Source organism: Prosthecobacter sp. (assembly GCF_044232965.1).
Classification (GTDB): domain Bacteria; phylum Verrucomicrobiota; class Verrucomicrobiia; order Verrucomicrobiales; family Verrucomicrobiaceae; genus Prosthecobacter.
The window spans coordinates 1-17,760 of the sequence record NZ_JBIIKX010000050.1; the positions used below are offsets into that span (position 1 = coordinate 1).

Below are 17,760 nucleotides of genomic sequence, written 5' to 3' on the forward strand. Positions count from 1 at the left end.
CTCCGGCGACTATCCAGAGTTCCTGCTGGCGTTGCTTGGTTTGGCGTTGCTCAAACATGCAGGGTTGTTCTCATCACCCAGGAGGAGAGGTTTTTCAACAGGCTGTTAAGACGCACAGGATCATGCATTTGCCTTGGTGGCAATGGTGACGGTCGGTGCGGCGAGGTGGGGACCGACCGGGCATATGCCGGTGGGCGGAAAGGCGTTTCGTTTAGACCCGCCTGTGGCTGCCGTGGCTGTGGACGCGAACCCACGGGGGAGTCCAGCGAACCCGCGGGCACTCCGTTGGAACTTGGAATGATGCCTTGAAGACATTTCGCGCATCGCGATTTTCCGCCGAAACCTCCTCTGCATGTCTGATGCTTTCCCGCCCTCCACGAGCCGAAACCCCTTTCAATACTGGGCCTTTATCAGCTACAGCAGCAAGGACCGCACCTTTGCGAAGTGGCTCCATGATGCTTTGGAGACCTACCGGCTGCCGGTCCAGTTGATCGAGCACCCGACCCCCACCGGAGAACCGGCCCCCAAGCGGTTCCGGCCGTTGTTCTGGGATCGCGCGGAGATGACAGCCGACCATGACCTTGGAGCCCTGATCAAGCGCAACCTACAGGTGTCACGCTACCTCATCGTGGTGTGCTCGCCGAATGCTGCGGGGTCCGTCTGGGTGGACACAGAGATCAAGACCTTCGAGGAAATGCATGGCCGTGAGCGCATCCTCTCCGTGATTATCGACGGCGACCCGAGCCCCGTCAGCCGGAAGAACTGCTACCCTCCCGCGCTGCGGGCGTGGATCCCCAAATCACCCGATGCACGACCGCAGGGAGACGGGCGGAGCAATGCCAAGCTCATGCTGCTGGCGAAGATGCTGGGCATCCGCTTTGACGACCTCTACCAGCGGGAGAAGCGGCGGCGGATGAAGTCCCTGCTCCTGATGGGCGCAGTTGCGGCCACGGTCCTGGGCCTGCTGGCAATGTTCTGGTTCAAGGCTCAAGTGGCGGGCGAACAGGCCGAGACGGCCACCTCCCAGCGCGTGCAGGGTGAATATCTCAAGGACATGACGTTCGCACGCCAGCTTTGGGTGCAAGGGGACACTGCGGGCCTGGCCGCGATCGTTCACAAGTATGACCGGCCCGCAGGCAACGACCCGCGTTCGTTTGAGTGGAAGTACTGGAGCAGCCTGATCGATCAACCGCCGCCCCGGCAGATCACCGTGGCCGGTGCTGGGTGGCTGAAAGCGGAGTTTCATCCCACGGAGGCCCGCCTGCTGGCCATGGACAGCAAGAGGCAGTTTTCAGTCTGGGACGCTGTGGGCGGGAAGGAGGTGTTCCGGCAGGCCTCGAGCTTCGTCAGCGCCGAGTTCACCAAGGACGGCAAACACATCGTGACCCTTTCCGCGCCCGGCTTTGACCAAAGCACCGGGACGATGACCCAGGAGACGGTGCGAATTTGGGATGCACGGGATGGCAGCCCAGTCGGCAGTTTCCCTGCCGCACCCGGAACGCTGTGCATCGCGGTGTCGGCCAAGGGCGATCAAATCGCCATGGGCGATCTAAATGGGGTCGTCTCCGTGGCCAATTTCCCCTCGGGCGAGGACCGGAGGGAGCTCACGACTCTCCGCCGGAACCCCCTCGCGCCGACCATGACGATGATGACCGAGGCGCACGGGCCTGTGACGGCGCTGACGTGGCGGGATGACGGTTACTTTTTCGCGAGCGGTCACGCGGACGGCACCGTGGTGGTGTGGTCCACGCAGGTGCATCTGCAAACCATGCGCCACAGCCATGCCGAACTCAAAAAACCTCATCCGGGTCCGGTGACAGGCATCGCCTTCACGCCGGATGCGCGCACCATCGTCAGCCAGTCGATGGGCATCTTTGACAACCTGAAGAACAAGTTGCAGGACGGAAGCGTGTTTGTCTGGACGGCGGCCACCGGCGAGGTGCTGTCTGAATGGACTCCCCACAGCACCGCGCCGTTCCTGCCTGCTGAGAGCCGGACCTTCGGCGTGGATTCGGCGCTGGATCTGCTGGGAGCCCTGCCACACACACCGGGCCGGTTCCATCCAGCGTTCGGTGCGCAGGAGCGGCTGGTCCTGACCACCGGGGAGCGCGGCGTGGAGGTCTGGGACAGCCTTTCCGGCGAGCAGCTCGGCGAGCGGCTGCGAACAAGCGCACCGGTCTCCGCAGTGGCGGCGAGTGCCAAAGGCAACACCCTGGCCTGCGTCTCGGGCGACACGATTTTTCTCACGAGCCTCGATCACCGCTCGGCTACGGAAGTCTGCTCCACGGAGAGAATCCTGTACTCGATGACCATGAGTTCCAATGGAGCGCTGGTCGCCGCTCTCAGTGAAAGCAAGGACGGTCGGGGCCTGATTTACGAAGGCGGGGTGGTGATCTACAGTCGCTCGCTGGATCGGGAATTGCGGGTGTGGGAGGCAGCAGGTGGACGTGAGCTTCTGACCCGCGACGTCTTCCCGCCCAACGGGATCTGGTTCAATCGCGAAGGGAGCGTCGTGGGCCATGGAGTGGACCGGTTCAACAGCCGGTCGGGAGAGCCCGTGGCAGCACTTTCCCCGCCCGGCAGCGATCAACCGACCATCCACCCCTCACCCGACGGCACGACAGGTGTCGCCTCCCCTAGAGACGGGAGCGGAAAGGGTGGGCTGCTTGGTACTGTCGATCTGCTCACGGGCAAGGTCACCCCTTGGGCAAAGCCGCCGGAAGGCGTGGTCAAGCTCGTGGCGATCAGTGCCGACAATCAACTCTCCGCCTTGACGTTGAATGGCGGGCGGATCGAGCTCCGGGAGGTGGCCGGTGGTGCCAGCCGGTGGGCTTTCACGGCATCGCTGGCCGATTCCACGGCACTGGCCATCAGCCGCGATGGCCGGATGATAGCGGTGGGAGCCATGAATCACGTCATCGAGGTCTGGGACACCCAAACGCAATCTCTGCGCCACAGACTCGTGGGCCATCGGCGTGAGATCAGCAGCCTGTCGTTTTCCCCTGACAGCACTCAACTGGCCAGCGCCAGCGGTCTGGCGCAGATGGACAATCCGGCGGCGGGCGAGGTCCGCCTTTGGGATCTCGCCACCGGAGAACTGCGCATCGAGTTCCCGGCGGACCTGCACGCGATCTATCCCAGCGTCGCCATCAGTCCAGACGGGGATCGTGTTTACGCCATCGCCTGCGATCCGCGGGCGCAGCCCGTCGAGGTGCTCGTCCTCATGAGTCCTGGGGGCCAGCGCCTGCTCCCCACCAGCATGCCCGAAGCACCCACGACCAGCCGCATCCTGTACTGGGACGCATCCGCAAAACATCCGTAAGTTCGGACACGGCAGCCGGGACGGAGAAGTATCTGCCTGCAAGGTTGACGTGGAAGGCTGTAGCGTGGCAGCATGCACTCCCAACCATGGATTCCTCCCTCCGACCCTCCCGCGCCCGTCAGGTGGTACTGTTCTTTGCCGTCACGCTGGCGGTGATCACCTACATCGACCGCGTGTGCATCTCGCAGGCGGCGCCGATGATGCAGGAGGAGCTGGGGCTGACGAAGACGCAGATGGGCTATGCTTTTGCGGCGTTTGGCTGGGCTTACGCGCTGTTTGAAATCCCCGGCGGCTGGCTGGGTGATCGCATCGGACCGCGCAAAGTGCTGATGCGGGTGGTTTCGATGTGGTCCATCTTCACTGTGGCCACTGGCTGGGCGTGGAACTTGGTTTCGCTGGTCGTTTCGCGGTTTCTGTTCGGCGTGGGGGAGGCGGGTTGCTTCCCGAATCTGACGAAGGCCTTCACGTTGTGGTTTCCGGTGGCCGAGCGAGTCAAAGCGCAGGGCATTCTCTGGCTCAGCGCGCGCTGGGGAGGGGCCTTCACGCCGTTGCTCGTCGGCTGGATGCTCGCGAGCGGCACGGAAGGGAAGGTCGGTCTCGGACTGCACTACAAGTGGGTGTTTTTGATCTTCGGACTGCTCGGTGTGGTGTGGGCGCTGTCGTTTTTCCGGTGGTTCCGCGATCATCCCAAGGATCACCCGTCGGTGAATGCCGCCGAACTGGCGCACATCGGTGAAACAGAGCCTCCGGGCGATCATGCCATGCCGTGGGCGCGGCTGATGGCCTCGCGCACGGTCTGGATGCTCTGGGCGCAGTACTTTTGCATGTCCTACGCCTGGTATTTCTACATCACCTGGTTTCCGACTTATCTGAAGGAGAAGTTTACCACGCTCTCGGACATGGAGCGCGCCTTGCTGGCCTGCGTGCCGCTGTTCTTCGGCGGCATCGGTTGCATCACTGCCGGGATGCTCTCCGCGCGGCTGGACCAGATGTTTGGCAGCATCGCGCGGACGCGTCGCTGGCTCGGTGTGGTCGGGATGAGTGTTGCCGGCGTGATGCTGTTGATCTCGATGCAAACGGATGCGCCGCTCGCCTCGGTGCTGGCCATCGGGCTTGCGGCCTTGTGCAATGACCTGGCCATGCCTGGTGCCTGGGGTGCCTGCATGGACGTGGGTGGGCGTCATGCCGGTGCGCTTTCCGGCAGCATGAACATGATGGGCAACGCCGGTGGTGCGATCGCCCCGATGGTGGTGCCTCTCGTGCTTGCCGCCACGAACAATGACTGGGGCATGAACATCACGCTGTTTGCCGTGGCCTACTTCCTCGGCGCGGCGTGCTGGTTCTTCATCAATTCCGAAGAGCGGCTGCATGACTGAACATGAACCTGCGGACAGGAGTGTCCGCGCTCCCTTTGCCCGACCTACTTCTTCTCCGTGTCGGTTTTGCCGCCGCTCTTGAGCTTTTTGAGAGCGTCTTCGATGCGCTTGTGAGCCTTCGGCTCAGGCGTGTTCAAGGCGTTAGCGCGTTCGAGGTAATCGAGAGCTTTGACTTTGTCTCCGAGCGCCTGGTGAGTGAGGCCGATGTGTTCGAGGATTTCGGCGTCTTCGGGGGCGATGGGCACCAGTAGCGCCTCGGCGCGTTGCAATTCCTTCAATGCACCTGGGTAGTTGCCCTTCTTGTAATGGAACCAGCCGAGACTGTCGATGTAGGCGGGCGTTTCCGGCAGAAGTTCGTTGGCCTTGGTGATGAGCTCGCCTGCCTTGTCGAGCTTGGTGTTCTGCTCCAGCCACATGTAGCCGAGGAAGTTCATCGTGTTGGCGGCGGCCTTCGATTCCTCACGCGGGGTGAGAGTGATGGATTTCTCCAGCATGCGGGAGGAGTCCTCAAAACGCGCCAAGCGCTCCAAGGTGATGCCATACTGGTAGTAAAAAAGATAATCGAGCAGTTCCGTCTGGGTGGAGCCGGCGTACTGCTCCGCCTCGGCAAAGTGCTTCACCGAAGCGGCCCAGTCCTCGCGTGAGCGATGCCCGATGGCGAGCTGGTAATGCACCAGAGGGTGATCAGGGAACAAGCGCACGCTGCGCTGGCCGAGGCGCACCATGCTTTCAAACTGCTGCGTCTGGTAGAGCTGCCAGCCGAGTTTCACATAGTCGCCGATCTCACCGCCGCCGTTCTGGATCGCCGCCTCAAGCTGCGGGATGGCTTTTTCCGGCTGCTTGAGCTTGTCATACTCGATGGCTAGCAGGCGGCGCTGCTCGGCATCCTCCGGCGCTTGTTTGACGATGGCTTCAAGCGTGGCGAGTGCCTTGTCCTTCTGCTCGGCCGCGCCGTAGAGACGGTAGAGGAGCTTGCGGGCCTCCAGGCTGTCGTGCTCGGCGGTCAGCTTCTCGCAGAGCTGGCGGGCGCGGTCCAGATCGTTCGTGAGCACGCAGTGTTGGGCGACTTCGAGCGTGACCTGCTCGGCATCGCGCTTGGTGACGTTTTTCAGAGCATTTTCAAAGAAGGGCGCGACGCGCTGGCGGTATTCCGTCTGAAACTCCGCCTGACCGAGCGGCCAAACACGCCCGGCGGTACGGCCGGCGGCCAGCCAGAACTGTGGATCACGACTGGGTTGTCGTGCGGCCTGATTCATGACCTCCACAGCCTTCTCCCTCTGATTTTGCGTGAGATAAAACAGCGCCGCGCCTTCATACACCTCGGCATGCGTGGGGAAACGCTGCAATGCCTCAGTCACTGCCTGGACAGGGCGCTCGTCCTTCTCAAACAGATCCTCTGGCGGATAGGTGCTGCAAAAACGTGCCAGATTCAGCAGCGGCGCGGGCGAGTTCGGACTGGCCTGCACGGCATCTTCGAGAATTTTCAGCGCGGCAGGACGGCCCTGAAACTGGAGCGCGATGCTAGCCGTGTGATCGGCCAGTTCCGCGTTGGTGGAATCGGCTTTGAAGACGGCCAAGTAGTGCTCGAGCGCCTGGCGCAGCTTTCCAGACGCTTCAAATTGAAGCGCGGTGCTGTAGTGTGCCAAGACATCGGCGTTGACCTCGCCGCCGGGCAAAAGCCGGAGGTCGGAAGGGTCTGACGCCTTGACGCCGAGTGACAAATCCGCCGACGCGGCCGCCTGGAGAGACGAACCCACGCCGGACAGCGTGGCCATGCAGGCCACGAGATGGCAACACTGCATGGCGCAACGTCCGGCGCGTCGATACCATCGATTCGCCCTGCGGAGACAAGCCATGCCAGGAGGCTAGCGGTTACGACTTGTAGCGCAAACGCTTCTTGTGACGGTTCGCGCGCATGCGCTTCTTGCGCTTGTGCTTGTTGATCTTCGTTTTTCTCCGCTTTTTGAGCGATCCCATGTTCGTGTTCTCCTGTGTGTTGGCTTGGTCTAGTGGACGACTTTATTTAACGGGTATTCCACGATGCCCTCGGCGCCCAGCGACTTGAGCCGCGGGATGATGTTGCGCACGGTGGCCTCGTCAATGACCGTTTCCACGGCCACCCATTCCGGGCTGGCGAGGTGCGAGACCGTCGGCGAGCGCTGCGAAGGCAGGCAGGCGACGACCTCATCGAGCTTTGCGGCGGGCACGTTCATCTTGAGGCCCACCTTGTGACGGGCCTCCAGCGCACCTTTCAGCAGCAGCACGAGTGTTTCCATTTTCTGCCGCTTCCATTCATCACGGGCGGCAGGTTTGCTGGAGACAAATTGGGGGTAGCTTTCCATCAGCGTGTCCACGATGCGCAGCTTGTTCGCGCGCAGGGACGAGCCGGTTTCTGTGATGTCCACGATGGCATCGACCATCTCCGGAACTTTCACTTCGGTGGCACCCCAGCTAAATTCCACCTCGGCTTCCACACCGTGTTTTGCGAGGTATTTCTTGGTCATCTCGACCGCCTCGGTAGCGATGCGCTTGCCCTGCAAGTCTTTCACGCTTTGCACCGGCGAGTCGTTTGGTACCACCAGCACCCAGCGCGTGGGCCAGGAAGTAGCCTTGCTATAGCGCAGGTCGGTGATGACTTCGACATCCGCGCCGTTTTCCACGATCCAGTCACGGCCGGTGATGCCGCAGTCCAGGAAACCATGATCCACATAGCGTCCGATCTCCTGCGCCCGCAGCAGTCGCAACTCAAGCTCAGCATCGTCCACCGCAGGGCGGTAGGATCGGGACGAGATGACGATGTTGAACCCCGCGCGCTTGAACAATTCGAGCGTCGGCTCCTGCAGGCTGCCTTTGGGCAGTCCAAGGCGGAGAATATTCTTGGGTTCGGACATGGTCGGGGGGAAGGGGGCGCGAATCCTAGCGGCTTTTTTTCTACTGGCGAGGGGAATTTCAGGACAACTCACCCGCTTCTTTGGCAGACACCCGCAGGCCGATTGGCGGGACTTCCCCGCGAAACAGCCGTTTTTCAGGCCGTCACACTCCAGGAAGACCCGAAAAGCCCGTTGACGCCCCCGCTTTGGGGCATACTCTCCGGGCTTCCGCGACGCATCATCAAATCATGATTCGTCCATATAACCCAAACGACCACCTCCATGTCCCGCTCTTACATCTTCTCGTCCGAGTCCGTCGGCGAAGGCCATCCTGACAAAGTTGCCGATACCATCTCCGACGCCATCCTTGACGCCTGCCTCAAGATCGACCTGAAAAGCCGCGTCGCTTGCGAAACCTTCGTGAAGAGCAATGTCGTCGTCGTCGGTGGTGAGATCACCATCCCGAAGCTCCAGAACAAGAAGCTCGGCACCACCAAGCCCATCGACGAGGTCATCAACGTCGGCCAGGTCATCCGTGATGCTGTCCGCGGCATCGGTTACACCAATGTGGACGACGTCTTCCACGCCGACCAGATCTTCATCAACAACTACCTCACCATCCAGAGCCCCGACATCGCTCAAGGTGTGGACGCCGCGGAAGCCGAAGGCAAAAAGCACGCCGAACAGGGCGCTGGTGACCAAGGCATCATGTTTGGTTATGCCTGTGATGAAACGCCTGAGCTCATGCCCGCGCCGATCATGTTTGCCCACCGCCTCGGCCGTGAGCTGACCCGCATCCGCAAGGCCGGCAAGCTCGCGAAGTGGCTGCGCCCGGACGCCAAGTCCCAGGTCTCCGTCGAATACGTCGATGGCAAGCCAACGCGCATCGTGAACGTCGTCATCTCCACGCAGCATGCTGCGGATGTGAGCCACGCCGAGATCGAGAAGTTCTGCATCGAGCAGGTCATCAAGAAGGTGCTGCCAAAGAACATGCTCACCAAGGACACTGAGTATCTCATCAACCCGACCGGCAAGTTCGTCGTCGGTGGTCCTCAGGGCGACAGCGGCCTCACCGGCCGTAAAATCATCGTCGATAGCTACGGCGGCATGGGCCGTCACGGCGGTGGTGCCTTCTCCGGCAAAGACCCGTCCAAAGTGGACCGTAGCGCCGCCTACATGGGCCGCTGGGTCGCCAAGAACGTCGTCGCTTCGGGCCTCGCCTCGAAGTGCGAAGTGCAGTTCGCCTACGCCATCGGTCACCCGCTGCCCGTGAGCGTCCACATCGACACCTTTGGCACCGGCACCATCGACGACGGCAAGATCCTCGACGCCGTTTTGAAGGTCTTCTCCTTCAAGCCTGCGGACATCGTCAAGCAGCTCAACCTGCTCCGCCCGATCTACTCGAAGACCACCAACTACGGCCACTTCGGCAAGATCGACGACAAGGACATCACCTGGGAAATCACCAACAAGGCCGAGGCGCTCAAGAAGGCCGCGAAGTAATCAAAGTTGCCCAGTTGCGCCGCAACTGGATCAAACTCATCACCAAGCCGCGCGGGGAAACCTGCGCGGCTTTTTTATGCTGCAATTGCCGGCGAAAGCTGCGTTAAGCTGTGTTCAGTACTCCAACCACCATGTCTGAAATGCGCTTCAACCCCATCACGCTGGAATGGGTCATCATGGCTCCGGAGCTGGCGCACAAGCCGAATGATTTCCGTCATGGCCCGGTGAACAAGCCAAGCCGGCCGCCCCATCGGGGTGATTGTCCCTTCTGTGCCGGGAACGAGCACCTCGCCCCGCTGGAGATCTGCCGGGCTGAGAGCGCTGACGGTGCCTGGAACGTTCGGGTGATCCCCAACAAGTTTTCCGCCTTCGTTGTGACGGAGGATATGCGGCGGCGGAAACAAGGCACCTTCCGCTCCATGACCGCCGCCGGCTATCATGAGATCGTGGTGGAGCATCCGCGGCACGATCTGACGACCTCGGACATGGAGCAGGCTCATCTGGCGGACATCCTCCGCATCTACCGTGAGCGTTACCAGGCGCTGCGGAAACACCCGCACGTCGAAAGCATCGTCATTTTCAAAAATCACGGGGAACAGGCCGGCACCTCGCTGGAGCACGCGCACTCCCAGATCACGGCGGCCCCGGTCATCTCATCCCAGGTCTGCATGCGCCTGCAGGAGGCGCGCCGACACCACGAGATGAACGGCGTCTGCCTCTTCTGCCAGGTGTTGCAGGAGGAACTGACGGCGGGAGAGCGCATCATTGAGGTCGGCCCCTCGTTCGTTGCCTTTGTGCCGTATGCGTCGCTCTCGCCTTATCACATGTGGATTTTCCCACGCCAGCACGCCTCGTCCTACGATGAGATCAGTGACACGGACATCGACGCGCTGGCAGGCGTGCTCGGCCGGCAGTTGCGCCGCCTCAAACTGGCCGCCGGTGATCCTGACTACAATTTCACCATCCGTTCCGCGCCCTTGGACGAGGCCGAGTCCTGCTGTTTTCACTGGTATCTGACCATCGTGCCACGAGTGAACCGGCTGGCAGGCTTCGAGCTGGGCAGCGGCAGCTACATCAACAGCCAGCGCCCCGAGCGCTCCGCCGAAATGCTGCGCAGCGTGGTCCTCTGACTTCTGCTCACGACTCGACACGCAGCGTGCCGTCCTCTTCGATGATGAACCGGAAGCGGAAGGACGATTCGTGGCGCTCATTGGTGTAGTAGAGATGTTTGCCGGAAAAAGCCGCCTCGTAACGGCCTCCAGCGTTTTTTTCACCGTCAAGCTTCACGGTCGATTCGAGGTGCACAAAGGTTTGCAGGATCCCACTTCTCATCAAAAACCACGCCACGGCCCTCGGGGCCAGGGTGCCGCCCGGTTCTTTGATTTTCCCGACCACGGCGGTTTTTCCCTCGCCCATCGTGGTGACGTTCACCATCGTCAGCTCGCCAAAAACGTGTTCATCGAGCACCGCCTTCGACTTGTCCGCCGCGAACCAGAGCAACGGCTGTCCATCGAGACGGAACTCCGCCGTCGTCTTCACCGCTGTCATGGCCTTCGGGTCGATTTTCACCGCCGGGAACGTCTGCTGAAAATCATCCACCTGTTTGCCCAGGCTCCGATGCTCATCGAGCACCGAGGCGTCGCGGTAGAAGCTCATCGTGTTCGTTTTGCTCATGTCAGCGGTAGTTTGGGCGAAAACGGCGGCGGCAAACATCAGCGCGAGAAGATGCGGGTGCGTTTTCATGCGCGCATGATGCCATGAAAAAAGGAGGCTGTCGCCAGCCTCCTTTTGTGAGTTTGTTGGTGATGCGGATGAGGGCATCCGCGCTCCGTTTCATCACGCCAGCGCCTTCGCCACCGCCTCGGCGGTGATGCCGAGTTCTTTAAAGACGGTGTTGCCCGGAGCGCTGATGCCGAAACGGTCAATGCCGATGATCTGGCCCTGCGTGCCGACGTATTTCCACCAGAGAGCGGAGACACCGGCCTCAATAGCGATGCGCTTGGTGCAGGCTGCGGGGAGGACGCTTTCGCGATACTCGGCGCTCTGGCGGTCAAAGCGCTCAAAGCACGGCAGACTGACGACGCGGACGCCGGGCTTGCCTTTGGCACCTTCGACAGCGTGCTGAACTTCGGAACCGGTGGCGATGACGATGGCTTCGAGCGGCGCGGTTTCCTTCACGAGGATGTAACCACCTTTGAGCGTGCCTTCGCGGCGGGTCGCAGCGCTGGCATGGCCTTGATGCGGCAGGTCCTGACGGCTCAAAGCGAGCAACGTGGGGCCATCAGCGCGGCTGAAGGCGGCAGCAAAGGCGGCGGCGGCTTCCTCGGCATCGCCGGGGCGGATGACGTCAAGATTAGGGATCACACGCAGGCCGCTGACGGTTTCGACCGGCTGATGCGTCGGGCCGTCTTCACCGACGCCGACGGAGTCGTGCGTGAAGATGTAGGTGACAGGCAGTTTCGCCAGCGCGGCGAGGCGGATGCTCGGACGGCAGTAATCGGCGAAGACGAGGAACGTCGCACCGCTGGCAAGGAAGAGGCCGTCGTAGGCGATGCCGTTGCAGATCGCGCCCATCGCATGCTCACGGATGCCGAACCAGATGTTGCGGCCGGTCGGATTCGCGGGACTGAAGTCGCCCAGGCCGGTGAGGTAGTTCTTCGTGGAGCCGAAAAGGTCGGCGCTGCCGGTGACGAGATGCGGCACAGCCTTGGCGATGTGATTCAAGATCTCACCACCGCTGTTGCGCGTGGCGGCCTTGCCTTCGGCAGGGTATTCCGGCACGACTTTGAGCAGATCCTCGGCCTTGAGCGTACCGTTGCGGGCGGCATCAAGCTGCTTGGCCAGTTCAGGATTCGCCGCGCTCCAGGCGAGGTAAACCTTGTTCCATTCGCCATGGATCGCAGCGCGCTTGGCCTTCAAATCGGCGAAGTAGGCTTTCACTTCATCGCTGACGTAGAAATGCGTGCCTTCGGGGATGCCGAGGCCTTTTTTGGCCGCATCGACGAACTTCGCGCCGCCTTCGCCGTGGCCTTTGGCCGTGCCGGCGACTTCGGGGATGCCTTTGCCGATGATGGTCTTGGCGATGATGATCTTCGGTTTGCCGTTGTCGTTTTTCTTCGCGGTTTCGATGGCGAAGAGGATCGCGTCGAGGTCATGGCCGTCGATGGTCACGGCGTCCCAGCCCAGCGCGGTGTAAAGCGCCTGCGTGTCCTCGCTCTGCGTGACTTTCGCCATCGCGTCGAGGGTCACATCGTTGGAATCGAAAATGAGGATGAGGTTGTCAAGCTTGTTGTGCGCGGCGAAGGCCACCGCCTCACGCGCCACGCCTTCCTGCAAGCAGCCGTCGCCAGCGAGGGCGATGATGTGATTGTCGATGATCGTGTGCTGCGCGGTATTGTACTTCGCCGCGGCCATCTTGCCGGAAAGCGCGTAACCCACCGCATTGCCCACACCCTGGCCCAGCGGACCGGTGGTGGATTCCACGCCCGGCGTCTCATGAAACTCAGGATGGCCCGGCGTGATGGAATGCAGCACGCGGAACTTGGAAACGTCGTCAATGCTCACCGCATAGCCACTCAGGTGCAGCCAGGAATAGATGAACATGGAGCCGTGGCCGGCGGAGAGGATGAAACGGTCACGGTTCAGCCATTTCGGCTCTGCTGGATCGCACTGGAGCGCCTGGCCGAAAAGGACAGCGCCGATTTCGGCGGAGCCCAGCGGCAGACCGAGGTGGCCGGAAGAGCATTTATGCACCGCATCCATGGCGAGACCACGGGCTTCATTGGCGGCTTGGGCGAGGAGAGTTTTGTTCATGAGCAAAGAGCTGGGAGCGTAGGGCTAGGAGTTGGGAAAACGCACCGGAGGCGGCCAGGCGCAGGGGGAGCGTTCTTTACTGGCACAAGAGGGGGATTCAAGGCCGAAAAGTGGGCCGGATCGGACGTTTATTGGTCATGCCGTTCCAGCCTTCCCGCCGTCGATTCCTCGAAGCCTCCGCTCTTACTCTCGGTTCTCGATTGTTCGCTCAAGTCCCCGGTGATCGCCCGAAACAGGATGCATCCGTGAAAGTGCTCAATCCGCGCAACCGGGTGCCGGTGAGCATCATCATCGACGATTCGACCTGCTTGGTGAACCTCAACAAGTTCGCCATCCCGCAGTTCGCGGCGGCGAATCCGGGACGCTACGATCACTACCCTTGGAAAAGCTGGCCGGATGAGATCCCGGACGACTTTGTGCGCAAATTCGCCGACTGGGCCACGGAGAACGGCGTGAAGGGCAAGTACAGCATCGTGCCCTATCCCGCCTGCGTGGGCCGTCTCGACCGCCAGATCCCCGGTTGGACGCAAAAGGAGCTGCAGGGCAGCATCGACCTCGTGCGCGAGCGCATCATGCCGAACTGGGACATCCATCCCGAGATGGTCACGCACACGCGCATCATCGATACGAAGACCGGTCACCCGTTTCCGGAGATCAGCCCGAAATTCATGGAGAACTGGAAATGGTGCGGCGGGCGCAGCGTGGACGAAATCGCCGATTACATGAGCTACGCGCTCACGATCCTCAAAAACATCGGCCTGCCGTGCGAGGGCGTCACGACGCCGGGCGGCTTTGGCAGCGATGCGCGGCCACAGCTCGCGCAGGCGACCTTCGAGGCCTGTCGCGACGTGTTTCAAACTGAGATCCCGCACTACTTCCGCGATCTCTATGACAAAGGCGAGCAAAGCGTCGCTCCGCTGGTGCAAAACGTGTCCGGTTTGGACACGGACGATCCGCGCTGTGTCGTCCACATCCTCGGCTGCACGGGTGACTGGACCGGCGGCTGGGATTGCGTGACGCCGAAGGGCGCGGACGCCTTCATCACCTCGGATGGAAAGAGCGGACGCATGGTCGAGGTCATCCAACGCGGCGAACCCGCGATCATCGTGTGCCACTGGACCGGCATCTACTGGAACGGGCTGGAGATCGGCTTCGAGATCTTCCGCGAGGTGGTGAAGCGCCTGCACGCTACCTTTGATCATCTGCACTGGATGAAGCTCAGCGAGATCGCCCGCTACTGGGCGGCGAAGGAGCTGACGAGAATTGAGTTCGATGTCACGCACCAAGTGGTGGAACTGCACGCACCGTTTGCCTGCGAAGAGTTCACGTTGTCGGTGCCCACGGCGAAAGGTGTGCCACGAATCAAGCACATTGAATCGCAGACGAAGCTACAGGAGGCCGATTCAAGGCTCAAACTGGAGCCTGGATTGTGGTGTCGTGAAAAGGACCGGACGCTTGCCTGTTTCAAGCTGGAGAAAGGCGTTTCGATGATTGAGTTCATGGCGTGATCCTGCTTGCCAGATCAAAAACCGGCCCGGATGGTACCATGTGAAAAAGGGCAACTTCCATCTCTGGCTCGTCGGAGCCGTCATGCTCTACATCGGCTGGATCGTGTTCGACATGAACCGGCCGGGATCATCGTCGGGCGGCACGTCCTCGCTCTCCGCCGTGCGCACGGCCAAGGTGCCGGTACTCGTCGAGTTCTACGCCGACTGGTGTGGCCCGTGCAAAGTCGTCGGCCCGATGGTCGATGAGCTTGCCCAAGAATTGAAAGGCAAGGCAATCGTGATCCGCATCAATGTCGATGAAGACCCAAAGCTCGCCCGCGAGCACGGCGTGCGCGGCATTCCTGCCTTCATCGCCTACAAAAACGGCAAAGAGACCGGTCGTGAGGTCGGCGGCATCCCGAAGGAGCGCATGCTTTCGTTGCTGGGTCTGTGAAGACTTGCGCCAGAAGCCTTTGGCCGAAGGAACCACCCGCGTCCGTCGTTCCCACAACATGATTCGTCTTGGATTGGCCCTCACCCTCTTTGCCCTCAGCCCTATGCTCTTCGCTGAGAGGCCCAACATCATCTATATCCTCGCCGATGACCTCGGCTACGGCGATGTGCAGTGCCTCAATCCACAGCGCGGGAAGATCGCCACACCGCATCTCGACAAGCTCGCGTCACAGGGCATGACCTTCACGGATGCACACAGCGGATCGTCCGTTTGCACACCCACGCGCTACGGCCTGCTCACCGGGCGCTACGCGTGGCGCACTCGCTTGCAGGCGGGCGTGCTCGATGGCGGCAACGACGAGCCGCTCATCACCGCCGACCGGCTCACCGTGGCGGGTTTGCTGAAGGCACAGGGCTATACCACGGCTTGCATCGGCAAGTGGCATCTTGGTTTTCAATCCAAGAGCGCGACGACCAGGGGCGACAAAAAGAAAGGCATGGGCAATGCCGGGCTGCCCATCGGCGCAGAGATCATCGGCGGGCCGGTGACGCGTGGCTTTGATCTCTTCTGGGGCTGCTCAAACGCGCGCACCATGTCTTCCCTGATCGAAGGAAATCGTGTCATCGAGACCATCGAGCCTATCACCATGCTGCCGCGTCTCGGGAAGCGGGCCGTGAGCTATGTGCAGGAACGCGCAGCGGATGCGAAAGCAGGAAAACCGTTCTTCCTCTACCTGCCGCTCACCTCGCCACACACGCCCATCCTGCCCACTCCCGAGTGGCAGGGAAAGAGCGGCCTCGGCGCTTACGGCGACTTCGTCATGATGACCGATGCCATCGTCGGCGATGTGCTCGCGGCGCTCGATCAAGCGAGCCTCGCGGACAACACGCTCGTCATTTTCACCGCCGATAATGGCTGCTCGCCCCAGGCTGGCACCGATAAACTCGAACAGCAGGGCCACTACGCCAGCGAGCAGCTTCGCGGCTACAAAGCGGACATCTGGGACGGCGGGCATCGAGTGCCGTTCTTCGTCCGCTGGCCGGGCAAGGTGAAAGCAGGCTCGCAAAACGCCCAACTCATCTGCCACACCGACTTCATGGCCACAAGCGCCGAAATCCTCGGCGTGAAGCTGCCGAACGCCGCCGCCGAGGACAGCGTGAGCCTGCTTCCTGCCTTGTGGGGTGGCGCGGGCACTTCTACGCGCACGGTCATCCATCACAGCATCAACGGCCGCTTCGCCGTGCGTGAGGGCCGCTGGAAGCTCTGCCTCTGCCCAGGCTCCGGCGGCTGGGGAAAACCCGGCGATGCCGAAGCCGCCAAACAAGGCCTGCCCGCCGTGCAGCTCTACGATCTCAGCACCGACATCGCCGAAACCAAGAACCTCAGCCCCGAGCATCCCGACATCGTCGCCAAGCTCACGAAGCAACTCGAAATCAGCATCGCCAACGGCCGCAGCACGCCTGGAGCGAAGCAGGCCAACGATGTCGAGATCGTCATCTTCAAAACCAAAGCTTCCAAATGATAGCCATGCTCCGACACTTCATTCTCGCCCTTTCCCTCAGCACCTCGCTGCATGCCGCGAAGCCCAACATCCTCTTCCTCTTCGCCGACGACCACACCTACGAGGCGGTGCGCGCCTTCGGCCACACCGACATCGACACGCCCAATCTTGACCGACTCGCCGCGCGGGGCACGACGTTCACGCGGGCCTACAACATGGGCTCGTGGAGTGGCGCGGTGTGCGTGGCCAGCCGCACGATGCTCGTCACAGGCCGCATTGTGTGGGATGCGGACAAAGTCTATAAAACCACGGACACTGAACGCGAAAAAGGCGTGCTCTGGCCGCAGCTCATGCAGAAAGGCGGCTACAAGACCTACATGACCGGCAAGTGGCATATCCAGACCGATGCCGCGAAGTGCTTCGATGTGGTCAAAGACGTGCGCGCTGGCATGCCGAAGACGGTTCCCACCGCCTACAACCGCCCCATCGCGGATCAAACCGATGTCTGGAGTCCATTCGACAAAACACTCGGCGGTTTCTGGGAAGGCGGCACGCATTGGAGCGAGGTCGTGCGCGACAACACGCTCGGCTTCCTCGCCGATGCGAAGCAGCAGGAGAAGCCCTTCTTCATCTACGCCGCCTTCAACGCCCCGCATGATCCACGGCAGGCTCCGAAGGAATTCATCGACCAGTATCCGCTCAGCCGCATCGCCATGCCGCAGAATTTCCTGCCTGAGTATCCGCGCAAGAACGACATCGGCTGCTCGCACTCGTTGCGCGATGAAAACCTCGCGCCCATGCCACGCACGGAGCTTTCCGTGAAGACGCATCGCCAGGAATACTATGCGCTCATCAGCCACATGGACGCTCAGATCGGCAAGATCCTTGATGCGCTGGATGCCAGCGGCCAGGCGGAGAACACCTGGATCTTCTTCACCGCCGACCACGGCCTCGCCGTCGGTCATCACGGTTTGTTCGGCAAACAAAACATGCATGACCATAGCGTGCGCGTGCCCTTCCTCGTCGCCGGTCCCGGCGTGGCAAAAGGCGCGAAGAACGATGCTGCGATTTACCTCCAAGACGTGATGGCAACAGCGCTCGATCTCGCCGGAGTCGAGAAGCCGAAGCACGTCTTCTACAACAGCCTGCGCCCGCTGCTGAAAGGCGAGCAGAAGCAATCGAGCTACGAATCTGTCTATGGTGCCTACCTGGAGCTTCAACGCGCCGTCACGCATGACGGCTGGAAGCTCATCGCCTATCCGAAGGCCAAAGTGCTCCGCCTCTACCACCTCACCAACGATCCGCAGGAGATGCACGACCTCGCCATGAAACCCGAACACGCGGTGATGAAGAAGCAGATGTTTGATCGCCTCGTGAAGCTCTCCTCTGAGATGAGAGACAAGGTGGATCTGAAGACCGTTTTCGACGGCTAGC

The 17,760-nt window shown here is 61.5% G+C and carries 13 protein-coding genes; 8 read left to right on the top strand and 5 right to left on the bottom strand.

Annotation, left to right across the window (positions count from 1 at the left end; all coding sequences use genetic code 11):
• The first annotated feature begins 352 nt into the window (after positions 1–352).
• Entirely contained in the window at positions 353–3,322 is a 2,970-nt protein-coding gene (locus ACILSI_RS18470; protein WP_395723383.1) for a TIR domain-containing protein, read from the top strand.
• 86 nt (positions 3,323–3,408) lie between these two features.
• Positions 3,409–4,698 carry an MFS transporter gene (locus ACILSI_RS18475; protein ID WP_395723384.1) on the top strand — a complete coding sequence of 430 codons (1,290 nt, stop codon included), beginning with the start codon at positions 3,409–3,411 and terminating at the stop codon, positions 4,696–4,698.
• 44 nt (positions 4,699–4,742) lie between these two features.
• Here the strand turns inward: ACILSI_RS18475 and ACILSI_RS18480 are convergent, their stop codons facing one another.
• The 3 genes from ACILSI_RS18480 to hisG all read right to left on the bottom strand — a co-directional run bounded on the left by ACILSI_RS18480 (position 4,743) and on the right by hisG (position 7,589).
• Positions 4,743–6,473 carry a tetratricopeptide repeat protein gene (locus ACILSI_RS18480; protein WP_395723385.1) on the bottom strand — a complete coding sequence of 577 codons (1,731 nt, stop codon included), beginning with the start codon at positions 6,471–6,473 and terminating at the stop codon, positions 4,743–4,745.
• Between the two features lie 97 nt (positions 6,474–6,570).
• Positions 6,571–6,675 (bottom strand): AURKAIP1/COX24 domain-containing protein, encoded by a 105-nt coding sequence (locus tag ACILSI_RS18485; protein ID WP_133796641.1) that lies wholly within the window; start codon positions 6,673–6,675, stop codon positions 6,571–6,573.
• 29 nt (positions 6,676–6,704) lie between these two features.
• Positions 6,705–7,589 (bottom strand): ATP phosphoribosyltransferase, encoded by an 885-nt coding sequence (hisG, locus tag ACILSI_RS18490; RefSeq protein ID WP_395723386.1) that lies wholly within the window; start codon positions 7,587–7,589, stop codon positions 6,705–6,707.
• Positions 7,590–7,850: 261 nt separating this feature from the next.
• Here hisG and metK point away from each other — a divergent pair, with 261 nt between their 5' ends.
• Both metK and galT read left to right on the top strand, forming a co-directional pair.
• The gene (gene metK, locus ACILSI_RS18495; RefSeq protein ID WP_395723387.1) at positions 7,851–9,071 is read left to right on the top strand and encodes a methionine adenosyltransferase; all 1,221 of its coding nucleotides are present in this window, start codon (positions 7,851–7,853) and stop codon (positions 9,069–9,071) included.
• A gap of 131 nt (positions 9,072–9,202) precedes the next feature.
• Entirely contained in the window at positions 9,203–10,201 is a 999-nt protein-coding gene (galT, locus tag ACILSI_RS18500; RefSeq protein ID WP_395723388.1) for a galactose-1-phosphate uridylyltransferase, read from the top strand.
• Between the two features lie 7 nt (positions 10,202–10,208).
• Here the strand turns inward: galT and ACILSI_RS18505 are convergent, their stop codons facing one another.
• Positions 10,209–10,814: a hypothetical protein gene (locus tag ACILSI_RS18505; RefSeq protein WP_395723389.1), complete on the bottom strand. Its 606-nt coding sequence runs from the start codon at positions 10,812–10,814 to the stop codon at positions 10,209–10,211.
• Positions 10,815–10,907: 93 nt separating this feature from the next.
• On the bottom strand, positions 10,908–12,884 hold the full coding sequence (gene tkt / locus ACILSI_RS18510) for a transketolase (protein ID WP_395723390.1): 1,977 nt from the start codon (positions 12,882–12,884) through the stop codon (positions 10,908–10,910).
• Positions 12,885–13,021: 137 nt separating this feature from the next.
• Between tkt and ACILSI_RS18515 the strand changes: the two genes are divergently transcribed.
• Genes ACILSI_RS18515 through ACILSI_RS18530 form a run of 4 tightly spaced genes read left to right on the top strand, consistent with a single transcriptional unit; the run spans position 13,022 to position 17,759 of the window.
• A complete protein-coding gene (locus ACILSI_RS18515) occupies positions 13,022–14,392 on the top strand; it encodes a hypothetical protein (RefSeq protein ID WP_395723391.1) in 1,371 nt (456 codons plus the stop codon).
• 40 nt (positions 14,393–14,432) lie between these two features.
• On the top strand, positions 14,433–14,825 hold the full coding sequence (locus ACILSI_RS18520; RefSeq protein ID WP_395723392.1) for a thioredoxin family protein: 393 nt from the start codon (positions 14,433–14,435) through the stop codon (positions 14,823–14,825).
• Positions 14,826–14,883: 58 nt separating this feature from the next.
• Positions 14,884–16,347 (top strand): arylsulfatase, encoded by a 1,464-nt coding sequence (locus ACILSI_RS18525; RefSeq protein WP_395723393.1) that lies wholly within the window; start codon positions 14,884–14,886, stop codon positions 16,345–16,347.
• A 5-nt stretch (positions 16,348–16,352) separates the two neighbouring features.
• Complete coding sequence (locus tag ACILSI_RS18530; RefSeq protein WP_395723394.1) at positions 16,353–17,759, top strand: sulfatase-like hydrolase/transferase; 1,407 nt, start codon at positions 16,353–16,355, stop codon at positions 17,757–17,759.
• Position 17,760 lies beyond the last annotated feature (1 nt).

Excerpts from the sequence above, each read along its gene's own strand:
- ACILSI_RS18525 (WP_395723393.1), top strand. The coding sequence starts at position 14,884 with ATGATTCGTCTTGGATTGGCCCTCACCCTCTTTGCCCTCAGCCCTATG.
- hisG (WP_395723386.1), bottom strand. The coding sequence starts at position 7,589 with ATGTCCGAACCCAAGAATATTCTCCGCCTTGGACTGCCCAAAGGCAGC.
- metK (WP_395723387.1), top strand. The coding sequence starts at position 7,851 with ATGTCCCGCTCTTACATCTTCTCGTCCGAGTCCGTCGGCGAAGGCCAT.
- ACILSI_RS18530 (WP_395723394.1), top strand. The coding sequence starts at position 16,353 with ATGCTCCGACACTTCATTCTCGCCCTTTCCCTCAGCACCTCGCTGCAT.
- tkt (WP_395723390.1), bottom strand. The coding sequence starts at position 12,884 with ATGAACAAAACTCTCCTCGCCCAAGCCGCCAATGAAGCCCGTGGTCTC.
- ACILSI_RS18470 (WP_395723383.1), top strand. The coding sequence starts at position 353 with ATGTCTGATGCTTTCCCGCCCTCCACGAGCCGAAACCCCTTTCAATAC.
- ACILSI_RS18485 (WP_133796641.1), bottom strand. The coding sequence starts at position 6,675 with ATGGGATCGCTCAAAAAGCGGAGAAAAACGAAGATCAACAAGCACAAG.
- ACILSI_RS18505 (WP_395723389.1), bottom strand. The coding sequence starts at position 10,814 with ATGAAAACGCACCCGCATCTTCTCGCGCTGATGTTTGCCGCCGCCGTT.
- ACILSI_RS18475 (WP_395723384.1), top strand. The coding sequence starts at position 3,409 with ATGGATTCCTCCCTCCGACCCTCCCGCGCCCGTCAGGTGGTACTGTTC.
- ACILSI_RS18515 (WP_395723391.1), top strand. The coding sequence starts at position 13,022 with ATGCCGTTCCAGCCTTCCCGCCGTCGATTCCTCGAAGCCTCCGCTCTT.
- ACILSI_RS18480 (WP_395723385.1), bottom strand. The coding sequence starts at position 6,473 with ATGGCCACGCTGTCCGGCGTGGGTTCGTCTCTCCAGGCGGCCGCGTCG.
- galT (WP_395723388.1), top strand. The coding sequence starts at position 9,203 with ATGTCTGAAATGCGCTTCAACCCCATCACGCTGGAATGGGTCATCATG.